Below are 12,016 nucleotides of genomic sequence, written 5' to 3'. Positions count from 1 at the left end.
GACAAATCTCTGCACCATGCTAGTGCCGGCGGGGATGTCAGAGTTAAATTCTGCGATTTAAATATTTATTGGTTTATAAAACTATTTTTCACTGAATTGTAATAGAAGCGCTAACAGGTTGGTGGCAATAAGAAAATTTAATCATTGGTCAAGTGATTTTATTTGCATTTATAATGAATGGTTATGCGAGGTTGCACCCAAGGGCGTGGGAGTTGATCTCTGTCATCGCGAATTGCATCGCTAGCGGGTAGCCTTAAGCTCTTTTTTGACAGGCAGTGCCAAGATTATGCAGTTGCAGAAATTAGTCAATATGTTTGGTGCGGATTTACAGCGCCGTTACGGTGAAAAAGTGCATAAACTCACGCTGCACGGCGGGTTTAGCTGCCCTAATCGTGATGGAACACTCGGTCGGGGGGGCTGTACCTTTTGTCAGGTGGCTTCATTTGCCGATGAGAACATGCAGCAACAGAGTATTGCGCAGCAGCTAGCGGCGCAGGCAAAAAAAACTAATCGGGCAAAACGTTACCTGGCTTACTTTCAGGCCTATACCAGTACTTATGCAGAGGTTAATGCTTTAGCTGTGATGTATGAACAGGCTTTAGCCGAAGCTGACATTGTCGGTTTGTGTGTGGGAACCCGGCCCGATTGTGTCCCGGATGCGGTATTGGATTTATTGAGTGGTTATCACCAGCAAGGTTATGAAGTCTGGCTTGAGTTGGGGCTACAGACCGCTAATGATAAAACGCTCAAACGTATTAACCGTGGGCATGATTTCGCCTGTTATCAGCAAACAGCCCGCCGCGCCCGTGCCCGTGGGCTGAAAGTATGCTGTCATTTGATTGTCGGCTTACCCGGCGAAGATAAGCCACAGAATATGGCAACGCTAGAACAAGTGGTGGCAACCGGTGTTGATGGGTTAAAACTGCATCCACTCCATATCGTGGAAGGTAGCACGATGGGAAAAGCATGGCGGGCAGGGCGGTTGGCGGAACTGGCGTTGGAACAATATGTTGTGACTGCGGGTGAAATGATCCGCCATACTCCAGCGCAGATTGTCTATCATCGGATCTCTGCCAGTGCGCGCAGACCCACGTTGTTGGCCCCGTTGTGGTGCGAGAATCGCTGGACCGGTATGAATGAGCTGAATAATTATATGCTGGCCCATGGCGGGCAGGCCTCTGCTTTATGACCGGCTACTGCGCGTCGCCATACTGAGATTGTGCAGTGCTCACAAAATGCAGGTATTTTAAACGCCCTTTAGGGCGGCCCGCAGGGGAGCGTAGCGAATAAAATCCTCACGTGCTGCGTGTACGCTCCGGTTTTTCCGCGCTGTACGCACTCAGTCTGGCTTAGCTCGCTACGCCGTAAGTTTTGCCCCCCACCTTATTTTGGCTATGCCTACCGTTTATTGGCAGATAATCGGCTTATTTCCCTATCTCTCACCGTGATTTGCAATCTTTTCCACACTTCTAAGCAAGCCATCTTATCTCTTGGCGGTTTTACGGTATGATTTATACCCTTCGTCCTTGAAGCTACAGAGTTGTTAGCTGCGCTCGCTTACCCGAATCACTTACTTGAGTAAGCTCATCGGGATTCGCTTGTTGGCTGTCCACCTGCAACTCCAATGACTTTGGGTATAGATTCCGAGGCATATTCAGAAACACTGACAGGGGTTGCTATGAAGCAAATCAGGGTATTAGCCCAGTACTACGTTGATTTAATGGTTAAGTTAGGACTGGTTCGCTTCTCACTGCTACTGGCCTCTGTGTTGGTGTTACTGGCCATGGTGGTGCAGATGGCGGTGACGTTGGTGCTGAGTGGCTCTGTTGAAACCCTCGATCTGGTACGTTCCATTTTCTTTGGTTTGTTGATTACGCCTTGGGCAGTCTATTTCTTGTCGGTAGTGGTTGAGCAATTGGAAGAGTCGCGCCAGCGCTTGTCGCGTCTGGTTGAAAAGCTTGAAGTGATGCGTTATCGCGATTTAGAGCTGAATAAACAACTGACCGAAAATATTGCTCAACTCAATCAGGAAATTGTTGAGCGTGAAAAAGCGGAAAAAGCGCACCTACAAGTGGTTGATAAACTAAAAGAAGAGATGGGGCACCGTGAGCAGGCGCAGGTTGAGTTGGGGCAGCAGTCAGCGCTATTGCGATCCTTTTTGGATGCGTCGCCAGATCTGGTTTATTACCGCAATGAAGATAATGAGTTCTCTGGCTGCAACCGGGCGATGGAGCTGTTGACGGGCAAGAGTGAGAAACAGCTGGTTGGGCTGACGCCCAAAGATGTCTATGCGCCGGATATCGCCGAAAAAGTGATGGAAACCGACGAGAAAGTCTTCCGCCATAACGTCTCTCTTACCTATGAGCAGTGGCTGGTTTATCCCGATGGCCGCAAAGCCTGCTTTGAACTGCGTAAAGTGCCATTTTATGATCGTGTGGGTAAACGGCACGGATTGATGGGGTTTGGGCGCGATATAACCGAGCGTAAGCGCTATCAGGATGCGCTGGAGAACGCCAGTAGGGATAAGACTACCTTCATCTCAACAATCAGCCACGAGCTGCGTACGCCGCTTAATGGCATTGTTGGCCTAAGCCGCATCCTGCTTGATACCGAATTAGACAGCGAACAGCTAAAGTATCTGAAAACCATTCATGTCAGTGCTATCACTCTTGGGAATATCTTCAACGATATTATTGAGATGGATAAATTGGAAAGGCGTAAAGTCCAGCTTGATAATCAGCCAATTGATTTTACAGGTTTTATGGCAGATCTTGAGAACCTTTCGGGCCTGTTGGTTCAGCCAAAAGGGCTGAAGTTCATTATGGATCCGCAATTGCCGCTGCCGGAGAAAGTGATTACCGATGGCACCCGCTTGCGCCAGATTCTGTGGAACTTAATCGGCAATGCCGTGAAATTTACTCAGCAAGGTAAAATTGTGGTGCGGGTACGGCGTGAGGGGAGTGACCGTTTGATCTTTGAAGTGGAAGATTCAGGTATGGGCATCCCCGAAGATGAACAGGATAAGATTTTCGCCATGTATTATCAGGTGAAAGATCGCAATGGTGGCCGCCCGGCAACCGGTACTGGCATTGGTCTGGCGGTATCTAAACGCTTGGCACAAAGCATGGGGGGCGATATTACGGTGAAAAGCACCCAAGGGGCCGGTTCATGCTTTACCTTGACCATTAAAGCACCTGCGGTGCAGCAAGCCGCGAGTGTGCCATCAGGTGATGACATACCTCTGCCTGCGTTGCATGTATTGCTGGTGGAAGATATCGAGCTGAACGTCATTGTCGCGCGCTCGGTATTGGAGAAATTAGGCAACAGCGTTGAGGTGGCAATGAATGGCCATGATGCACTGGCGATGTTTAAACCTGATGATTTTGATTTAGTGCTGTTGGATATCCAGTTGCCGGATATGAGCGGGTTGGACATTGCGCGCCAAATTCGGGCGGAATATGGGGCAGAGTCATTACCGCCACTGGTGGCATTGACCGCCAACGTACTTAAAGACAAAAAAGAGTATTTAGATGCTGGGATGGATGACGTGCTGAGCAAGCCGTTGTCAGTTCCGGCGCTCACGGCGATGATTAAGCAATTTTGGGATCATAAGCCCTCAACCTCGGCGAAAAAACAGGAACATAAAGTGATGCAAACCCATGAATCGTTACTTGATACTGCAATGCTGGAGCAATACATCGATTTGGTTGGCCCACAATTAATTCATCAAAGCCTGGAAATGTTTGAACAGATGATGCCCAGCTATTTGTCGGTGTTGGACTCAAACATGACGGCACGGGACCAAAAGGGCATTACCGAAGAGGCGCATAAGATTAAAGGCGCTGCCGGTTCTGTCGGTTTGCGTCATATCCAGCAGCTTGCACAGCAGATCCAAACCCCGACACTGCCAGCATGGTGGGATAACGTGCAAGATTGGGTCGATGAATTAAAATTAGAATGGCGCAATGATGTGCAGGTGTTACGTGAGTGGGTGGCGGTTGCTGAAAAAAAATAACCCCGACCGAGGCCGGGGTGCGCGAATACTGCGCCAACACCAGGGAAATCGTCAACCTGCGATACTCGTCATACTTCAAGTTACATGTGCGTTGGCTGATTTCATTCACCCCAGTCACTTACTTATGTAAGCCGCTGGGGATTCGCTCAGTTACCGCCTGCCAGTAATTCGAAATATTTAGGGTATATTATTTCGATTTCGAGTGGATTCGCAGGTTGTAAGGATTCTTCCATACATCATACAAGCAACAACATAGCAAATGTAAGCGCTCTTGTTACAAGATTCATTAAAATTTGTGATAGAGATTCGTCTTTGTCACTAGAACGGGTTAAGCGATTGACAGAGTAAGAAAAGGAGAGGTGTGATGAAAACGGTCGGTGTAGTGCTTAGTGGATGTGGGGTATTTGACGGTGCTGAGATACATGAGTCTGTCTTAACAATCCTGGCATTAGATCGTGCAGGCGCAAGTGTTTTGTTCTTCGCCCCCGATAAACCACAACTGCATGTTATTAATCATGTTACCGGCGAAGAAATGGTCGAGAAACGGAATGTGTTAGTGGAGTCGGCGCGCATTACTCGCGGCCAGATTAAGCCTCTTTCTTTAGCCAATTCAGAGCAATTGGATGCCCTGATTGTGCCTGGTGGTTTTGGTGCCGCAAAGAACCTCTGCGATTTTGCAACTCAAGGTTCTGAATGTGTTATTGACTCCGATTTATATAAACTTATTCAATCAATGCATAAGTCAGGTAAACCAATTGGTTTTATGTGTATTGCGCCAGTGATGTTGCCAAAACTATTGGGTAAACCGATCCGTCTGACAATTGGTAACGATCCCGATACTATTGATGCAATTGAAGTTATGGGTGGAGAGCATGTTATTTGCCCTGCCGATGACGTGGTGGTCGATGCTGAGAATAAAGTGGTCACCACACCTGCCTATATGTTGGCAGCATCAATTTCTGAAGCGGCTAAAGGGATTGATAAGTTGGTAACTAAGGTGCTGGATTTAACCGAATGACGTTAGCCAGACGCAGATTAAACCAGCTATGGTATTGGGGAAAACGGGGCGTGATCGGCATCGTCACACTGTGGTTGGCGGGCATTTTGATTTTTGCTTTTTTGCCGGTCCCTTTTTCCATGGTGATGATCGAAAGGCAACTGGGCGCCTGGTTGACCGGTGATTTTTCCTATGTAGCGCACTCTGACTGGGTGCCGATGGATGAAATTTCGCCTTACATGGCGCTAGCAGTGATGGCGGCTGAGGATCAAAAATTCCCCGAGCATTGGGGATTTGATGTGGGTGCTATCGAATCGGCACTCTCCCATAATCAGCGCAATCAAAATCGTATCCGAGGTGCGTCGACTTTGTCACAGCAAACAGCGAAAAATCTGTTTCTTTGGGACGGGCGTAGCTGGGTGCGAAAAGGGTTGGAAGTGGGATTGACCGCCGGTATCGAGCTGATATGGACCAAGCGCCGTATTCTGACGGTGTATCTCAATATTGCCGAGTTTGGTGAGGGCATTTTTGGTGTGGAAGCCGCTGCACGCCATTTCTTTAATAAACCCGCCAGTAAATTGAGTGCTTCAGAAGCCGCCCTGCTGGCAGCGGTCCTGCCTAATCCGCTGCGTTTTAAGGTTAATGCGCCATCAGGTTATGTTATTTCCCGCCAGCAGTGGATTTTACGCCAGATGCGGCAGTTGGGTGGGAAGGAATTTTTGCAGGAAAATTCCCTATAATAGCCTTCGTCCTTGAAGCCGCAGGGGTGTTAGCTGTGCTCACTAACCCGAATCACTTGACTGCGTAAGCTCATCGGGATTAATGAGCCTCATCCTTGAGGCTCACCCTACGGGCTAGCATAAATGCTGTTCAAATTGGTTCCCGACCAATTTGTCATTCGCTGGCTGCCTACTTGCAACTCCAATGACTTTGGCTATCGGTACTGCAATTACAGTAAAGACAACGGGCTTAGATTGCGCTAAGCCCGTAGATATTTGATTATATGCAAATAAATCGAGTTATTTCACGATGGTAAACGCAGTGGTGACGTGCTTAACGCCACTAACCTGGCTGGCAATCTGTGCCGCTGATTGCCCTTCCTGCTGAGTCACCAGACCCAACAAGAACACTTCGCCGTTCTCGGTGGTGACTTTCACATTTGAAGATTTAACTGAATCTGCGGTCAGTAACTGTGAACGAACTTTGGTGGTGATCCAGGTATCCATTGAGGCGGTAGTCAGATCAACCGGCTTGCCTAAGCGCATCTCGTTATACACTTCCGTTGCGCCATCGACACCTGCGGCAATTTGTTTGGCGCGGTTAGACAGCTCTGCGGTTGGCGACTGCCCGGTCAGCAAAACTTTCCCTTGATAAGCGGTCACCACAAAGCGTGTTTGGCTTTTTATCTGCTGATCTTTGCTCAGCGCATTGACGACTCTGGCCTCAAGTGTGCCATCGTCTACCTGAGTGCCGACAGAGCGTGGGTCTGTGGCAGATTTAGTCGCAACGGCTGCGCTGCCGACAACCACGGCACCGACACAGCCTTGCAATAGCAGGGCGCTGAATAGCATGGCAAAAATATAACCAACCTTCATTCGTGCTCCTTTAATCGTCCTGATGAGGAAATAGAGTGTTATCAATTAAGTCACACAAGCAATTCACTGTGAGCATGTGTAATTCTTGAACGCGTGCACTGCGGTGCGAAGGTATACGGATTTCAACATCCTGCTGACCCAACAGGCCAGCCAGCTCACCGCCATCGTAACCGGTAAGGGCAACGATGGTCATATCACGGGTTACAGCTGCTTCGACCGCTTTCACAATATCACGGCTATTGCCACGAGTGGAAATAGCGAGCAAAACATCACCAGCATGGCCGAGTGCTCGTACCTGCTTGGCATAGACCTCATCATGTAAACGGTCGTTGGCAATAGCGGTCAGAACAACATTATCAGCATTTAACGCAATTGCAGGCAGACTTGGTCGTTCTGTTTCAAAACGGTTTATCATGCTGGCGGCAAAGTGCTGCGCGTTAGCCGCAGAAGTCCCATTGCCGCAGCAGAGAATTTTATTGCCGTTGAGCAGTGACTGAACCAACGTCATTGCTGCACGGGATATGGCATCAGGCAAAGCCTCAGCCGCGGCAATCTGGGTTTGAATACTTTCTGTAAAGCAGCCTTTGATTCTATCCAGCACGTTGATTTAATCCACTCAGTAAAATTAATATGCCCTTGGTACTTGAAGCCGCAGGGGTGTTGGCTACGTTCGTTACTCGACTCAGCCAGTGGGGCAGTGCAAGTGCCGTTAAAAATGGTTTACAACCAATTTGTCATTTTCTTGCCGGCAACCAGCAACTCCAACGTCTTAGGGCATAGCCCGGTAGTAAACCGGAAAAATTGTTAATCCGTATTGAAAGCGTTAGGCAACCACTCTACTTGGCTACCCGTGATGGCAAAAACATCAAAACGGCACGATGTTGTGGCAAAACTGGCACCTCGCTGTGCCAGCCAAATGGTGGCAGCCCGGAGTAACCGCTGTTGTTTGCTGTGAGTGACGCTGGCAGCAGCGCCACCAAATAGGGCATTACGCCTAAAGCGAACCTCAACAAACACCCAGGTTTCCCCGTCGCGCATAATAAGGTCAATCTCACCACATTGGTAGGTGACATTAGCCGCCTGAAAAATTAAACCAACCCGCTCCAGATAGCTGCGGGCCTGATTTTCGTAATGGGTACCAGTGTTCCGTTGGCTCATATTCCCTTCGTCCTTGAAGTTGCAGGGGTGTTAGCTACATTCGTTACTTGGCCCGTCCATGGGCCTCGCCTCTGCGAGGCCGCTGCAAGCAGCGTTCAAATCTGTTTCAGACAGATTTGTCACCCGAATCACTTTACGCCGCCGGTACTACCATGCCTTGACGGTATTGCAGCCAAGGTAATTTACGGGTGATAACACAATCGGCTGATGCTGTTAAATCACCGGTTGTACCGCTGACCTGGAAACCAGGAATTTGGCGCATTTGCGCAAAATGATTCGATAATGTCCACGCATCGATCCCCATGGCGTACAGACGCACCAGCGAATAGTCGTTGGCATATTTAGCCGACGCCTGCTGCATTAGTGCTGGATTAGCGCCGGCCATCAATGGAATATCACTAAATTGAATACCTTCCATCTCCAAACGGTAATCCGGGCCAGCACCTGCCTGATAGCTACGTGAACTGGCAAACAGCGCCGGTTTGCTACGTGAGCTGGTGGCCATATCAATCATCGGTTTAATCAGTGTCAGTTCAGCCGGAGTCGCAATAATATAAACTGCATCAATGTTACCACCAGCGGAGGTGGAAACTACGGGCGCATCTACTGGTGGGGCCGGGATAGTCAGGCCTGCAATGGTGACAGATGCCGGTGCCGCAGCAGGCGTGCCTGAAACGGCAACTGGCTGGCCAGTTAGCCGGATACCCGCACCACTGTTGATAGCTTGTTTCAGTTCAGCAGTTGAACCGAAGTTTTGCTGTAATACTGTTTGACCGCCCTGTTTTTGCCACTCTTCAGCGAAGGCTTTGGCGATGCGATCACCAAAGGCACCGCGCGGGGTTAGCAACAATGGCATTCTCTTTTCCTGCCCCCATAAATGATGCGCGGCATCGCGAGCTTCATCTTCTGGCGATAAGGCGAAGTAACAGATGTTGGGACTGTTAGTACTGGCTTCCGGCTGATTTAACGCCAAGATATTCAATGTACTTGTTGTGGCCTTCAGTTGTTCAACTTCAGGTTTAAGCAGTGGGCCGACAACCAAAGTCGCGCCATCCTGCTGGGCCTGAGCCAGTAATGCCGCAATAGGCTGCGTTGTTGTGTCGTAGACCTTTACTTGTGCATTGTTGGCAGCAACAGGAGCAGCTACCGGTGCCGGTGTGGTAATCGGTGCTACTTCAGTAGGTGTTGCAGCGGCGGTATCGGTTGGCGTGGTTGCTGCTGTATCGGGTGTCGCAGCAGCAGGCGCGGCTACCGGTAACCCATTTTGAGCGGCAGTGAAACCTTGCTGGATAGCATCGGCAAATACCTGTGCCGGGCCACTGAGTGGCAGCAACAGTGCAATTTTCGCCGTTGAGGCCTGGCTGAAGTTACTGATCTGCGTTAATCCCGTTGGCAGGGTTTTCGCTGCCGGGTTTTGAGGATAACGGTTCTGCCAGTCTTTAATAGCGGCTTTCAGTAGCTCGGGATCTTGTTTGTTATCCTGATACACACGCAGTAAATCCAGCCAACCTTGCAGCACGTTTTCATCTGCATTAATCACAATATTGTTCAATTCTTGTGGTGTCAGTTGTGCCAGCGATTGCCAGGTGCCATCAATATTATCCTGATGGGCTTTATCTTTCAGTAAGGGTTCCTGAGCGATAAACGCACGAATCAGTGGCAGAGTGGCTTTACCTTGATTGGCGGCAATTTGCGCCTGATAGAAACGAACTTGCTGGTTAGCTGAGAGTTGGGTCGCATCCAACTTACCAAGAATATCAGCAGCAGCAGGGTTATTTTTCTGCGCAATCAGCAGTTCTGCGGTCAGTAATTGCTGTTCCTGACGTTGCGTATCGCTCAGATTAGCCGGTAGCGTACCGAGCTGTTCTGCCGCCGGAGGGATTTTCCCTTCACGTAACAGGGCACGAATGGCGAGTAATTGCCAGTCAGCCTTGTTATCATCACCACTCTGTTGCAACTGTTGCAGATAATAATCAGAGTTCGCGCTTGCTTCGTCCTGTATATTTGCGGGTGGCGGCGTCTGTGGCGCTCTGCCTGAACAGGCTGCCAGAATCAGTGCGGCCAGAACTACAGGGACCAGCCCTGCTTTGGAACGAACGAATGTTGAGGAAAGCATACTGTATCCAGTGATGTTTTTTTCAAGATGCTCAATATTAAATCGGTAATTCGGATGAAACAATGAATCAACACGATCGAGCAGTGATTTCTGCATCTACGCTTTATGTGGTACCCACCCCAATCGGTAATTTAGGGGATATTACCCACCGGGCGTTAGAGGTACTGAAAGGCGTTGATTTGATTGCGGCAGAAGATACACGCCATACAGGGTTGTTATTACAGCATTTTGCGATCAACGCCCGCCTGTTTGCACTTCATGACCATAACGAACAACAAAAAGCCGATCATTTGCTGGCGAAACTGCAAGCAGGCCAGAGTATTGCACTGGTTTCAGATGCAGGTACGCCACTTATCAACGATCCGGGCTACCACTTAGTGCGCCGTTGTCGTGAAGCGGGCATCAGGGTGGTGCCACTCCCGGGCGCTTGTGCGGCGATTACAGCACTTTCTGCCGCCGGTATTGCCTCGGATCGTTTTTGCTACGAAGGCTTCCTGCCTGCGAAAACCAAAGGACGTAAGGATACTCTGCAAGCGCTGATTGAGGAACCTCGAACACTGATCTTCTACGAATCAACGCATCGCTTGTTGGAAAGTTTACAGGACATGGTAACCGTACTTGGCCCACAACGCTATGTGGTACTCGCCAGAGAATTAACCAAAACTTGGGAGTCTATCCACGGCGCACCGGTTGGCGAGTTGTTGGCTTGGGTTCAGGAAGATGAAAACCGCCGCAAAGGCGAAATGGTCTTGATTGTCGAAGGACATAAAGTACAAGCTGATGATGCTTTACCGGCCGTTGCATTACGTACTCTGGCATTATTGCAAAAAGAGTTGCCGCTGAAAAAAGCCGCAGCGTTGGCGGCAGAGATTCATGGCGTGAAAAAGAATGCTCTCTATAAGTACGCACTTGAGCTGCAAGATAGTGCTCAAGAGCAAGCGGAAGATGACATTCAACAGTAATGTGATTATAATCCGCCGCGGAGTTGACCAGACAGTCGCCGCTTCGCTGCCGTCCCTTTCGGGGGAGACAGGTGAAGGGGAGGAAAGTCCGGGCTCCATAGGGCAGGGTGCCAGGTAACGCCTGGGAGGCGCAAGCCTACGACAAGTGCAACAGAGAGCAAACCGCCGATGGCCCGCGTAAGTGGGATCAGGTAAGGGTGAAAGGGTGCGGTAAGAGCGCACCGCACGGCTGGCAACAGTTCGTGGCAGGGTAAACTCCACCCGGAGCAAGGCCAAATAGGGGTTCACATGGTACGGCCCGTACTGAACCCGGGTAGGCTGCTTGAGCCAGTGAGCGATTGCTGGCCTAGAGGAATGACTGTCCACGACAGAACCCGGCTTACCGGTCAACTCCACTCCTCTTTAAAAACAATGAGTTGGTGTGTCCCGTCTGCATTTCACATTGAGTGGGATACATGATGGGATACATCAACTTTTGTTCTCTTCCTTATACGTTCCGTCGCAATGGTACTTTCTACCTCTACTTTCGTTTACCAGATAACCGCTTTTTTAAATCATCTTTGGCATGTACTGAGATAAAAAGGGCGAGATTTCTCACATCCAGACTGATGTTTTTCATTTCATTGCTGAAACTTGGTAGGATAGAAAACAGCCAGTTACAGACGATTGTGAGAAAAATGAGACAGTTAACGCAAAGTGATATTGATGATTATCTACTAGAAGTTCAAACAGAAATCTATGAAGAAGCTCGTAGAACCAAATTTGAGGCAAGGGAAGCGTCTATCTCTGGAGATAAGCCAATACCTGTAGATTTAGCTAAAGGATTCTCAGAGTTCGCAGGAGAGCACCTATTGAAAATGAAAAGCCACTATGAGTGGCTGTCGTTGAGTGATGAAGAAATTACCCAAAATAGCATTTTTTCAATCAGATTTTTTCAAGCATAACTCTTCGTTGAGAGCATACTTGGTTGCCATACCGGGCATCCAGCCTGATGGTATGCCCTGACAAGCTACATATCCTCTTTTTTCAAATTCATTTATAAAATAAAATCTGAACCCTATCTGAAAAATAATAGACGTAAGAAAGCAGAAGACAATAAATCTAGATACAGGCTTTTGGATGGAATCGGGTGCTTGACGACCTAAAAAAATAGGGGGAATAGAAAGAAAGGTA

The 12,016-nt window shown here is 49.0% G+C and carries 10 protein-coding genes, 1 other RNA gene and 1 pseudogene; 7 read left to right on the top strand and 5 right to left on the bottom strand.

Annotated elements, in window-relative coordinates:
* Window positions 1-286: 286 nt before the first annotated feature.
* The 4 genes from V2A85_RS18025 to mtgA all read left to right on the top strand — a co-directional run bounded on the left by V2A85_RS18025 (window position 287) and on the right by mtgA (window position 5,752).
* On the top strand, window positions 287-1,189 hold the full coding sequence (locus V2A85_RS18025) for a TIGR01212 family radical SAM protein (RefSeq protein ID WP_420072007.1): 903 nt from the start codon (window positions 287-289) through the stop codon (window positions 1,187-1,189).
* A 489-nt stretch (window positions 1,190-1,678) separates the two neighbouring features.
* Window positions 1,679-4,015, top strand: a complete 2,337-nt coding sequence (gene arcB / locus V2A85_RS18020) for an aerobic respiration two-component sensor histidine kinase ArcB (protein WP_372560446.1) — start codon at window positions 1,679-1,681, stop codon at window positions 4,013-4,015.
* 364 nt (window positions 4,016-4,379) lie between these two features.
* On the top strand, window positions 4,380-5,033 hold the full coding sequence (elbB, locus tag V2A85_RS18015; RefSeq protein ID WP_372560447.1) for an isoprenoid biosynthesis glyoxalase ElbB: 654 nt from the start codon (window positions 4,380-4,382) through the stop codon (window positions 5,031-5,033).
* Entirely contained in the window at window positions 5,030-5,752 is a 723-nt protein-coding gene (gene mtgA / locus V2A85_RS18010) for a monofunctional biosynthetic peptidoglycan transglycosylase (protein ID WP_372560448.1), read from the top strand. The genes elbB and mtgA overlap by 4 nt, the downstream gene beginning before the upstream one ends.
* 279 nt (window positions 5,753-6,031) lie before the next feature.
* On the opposite strand, the gene dolP is transcribed toward mtgA, so the two are convergent.
* The 4 genes from dolP to V2A85_RS17990 all read right to left on the bottom strand — a co-directional run bounded on the left by dolP (window position 6,032) and on the right by V2A85_RS17990 (window position 9,881).
* Window positions 6,032-6,607 (bottom strand): division/outer membrane stress-associated lipid-binding lipoprotein, encoded by a 576-nt coding sequence (dolP, locus tag V2A85_RS18005; protein ID WP_005166550.1) that lies wholly within the window; start codon window positions 6,605-6,607, stop codon window positions 6,032-6,034.
* Window positions 6,608-6,617: 10 nt separating this feature from the next.
* The gene (gene diaA / locus V2A85_RS18000; protein ID WP_004710884.1) at window positions 6,618-7,208 is read right to left on the bottom strand and encodes a DnaA initiator-associating protein DiaA; all 591 of its coding nucleotides are present in this window, start codon (window positions 7,206-7,208) and stop codon (window positions 6,618-6,620) included.
* Window positions 7,209-7,411: 203 nt separating this feature from the next.
* Complete coding sequence (locus V2A85_RS17995; RefSeq protein WP_083162306.1) at window positions 7,412-7,765, bottom strand: YraN family protein; 354 nt, start codon at window positions 7,763-7,765, stop codon at window positions 7,412-7,414.
* 133 nt (window positions 7,766-7,898) lie between these two features.
* Window positions 7,899-9,881, bottom strand: coding sequence for a penicillin-binding protein activator (locus tag V2A85_RS17990; RefSeq protein WP_420072006.1), 1,983 nt, complete (start codon window positions 9,879-9,881; stop codon window positions 7,899-7,901).
* Window positions 9,882-9,943: 62 nt separating this feature from the next.
* Here V2A85_RS17990 and rsmI point away from each other — a divergent pair, with 62 nt between their 5' ends.
* The 3 genes from rsmI to V2A85_RS17975 all read left to right on the top strand — a co-directional run bounded on the left by rsmI (window position 9,944) and on the right by V2A85_RS17975 (window position 11,787).
* Window positions 9,944-10,843 (top strand): 16S rRNA (cytidine(1402)-2'-O)-methyltransferase, encoded by a 900-nt coding sequence (rsmI, locus tag V2A85_RS17985; RefSeq protein WP_372560450.1) that lies wholly within the window; start codon window positions 9,944-9,946, stop codon window positions 10,841-10,843.
* Window positions 10,844-10,862: 19 nt separating this feature from the next.
* Window positions 10,863-11,241, top strand: an RNA gene (gene rnpB / locus V2A85_RS17980) — RNase P RNA component class A.
* A gap of 57 nt (window positions 11,242-11,298) precedes the next feature.
* Entirely contained in the window at window positions 11,299-11,787 is a 489-nt protein-coding gene (locus V2A85_RS17975) for a hypothetical protein (RefSeq protein ID WP_420072005.1), read from the top strand.
* Here V2A85_RS17975 and V2A85_RS17970 read toward each other — a convergent pair.
* Window positions 11,764-12,016: pseudogene (locus V2A85_RS17970) on the bottom strand (hypothetical protein); the annotation flags it as partial. The gene V2A85_RS17975 and the pseudogene V2A85_RS17970 overlap by 24 nt on opposite strands.

It is taken from the genome of Yersinia sp. 1252 StPb PI (genome assembly GCF_048593885.1).
GTDB lineage: Bacteria > Pseudomonadota > Gammaproteobacteria > Enterobacterales > Enterobacteriaceae > Yersinia > Yersinia enterocolitica_E.
This window is presented reverse-complemented; position numbering and strand designations above follow the sequence as displayed.

Coding starts and splice junctions, on each gene's coding strand:
- V2A85_RS18025 (WP_420072007.1), top strand. CDS start 287: ATGCAGTTGCAGAAATTAGTCAATATGTTTGGTGCGGATTTACAGCGC.
- arcB (WP_372560446.1), top strand. CDS start 1,679: ATGAAGCAAATCAGGGTATTAGCCCAGTACTACGTTGATTTAATGGTT.
- elbB (WP_372560447.1), top strand. CDS start 4,380: ATGAAAACGGTCGGTGTAGTGCTTAGTGGATGTGGGGTATTTGACGGT.
- mtgA (WP_372560448.1), top strand. CDS start 5,030: ATGACGTTAGCCAGACGCAGATTAAACCAGCTATGGTATTGGGGAAAA.
- dolP (WP_005166550.1), bottom strand. CDS start 6,607: ATGAAGGTTGGTTATATTTTTGCCATGCTATTCAGCGCCCTGCTATTG.
- V2A85_RS17995 (WP_083162306.1), bottom strand. CDS start 7,765: ATGAGCCAACGGAACACTGGTACCCATTACGAAAATCAGGCCCGCAGC.
- V2A85_RS17990 (WP_420072006.1), bottom strand. CDS start 9,881: ATGCTTTCCTCAACATTCGTTCGTTCCAAAGCAGGGCTGGTCCCTGTA.
- rsmI (WP_372560450.1), top strand. CDS start 9,944: ATGAATCAACACGATCGAGCAGTGATTTCTGCATCTACGCTTTATGTG.
- V2A85_RS17975 (WP_420072005.1), top strand. CDS start 11,299: ATGATGGGATACATCAACTTTTGTTCTCTTCCTTATACGTTCCGTCGC.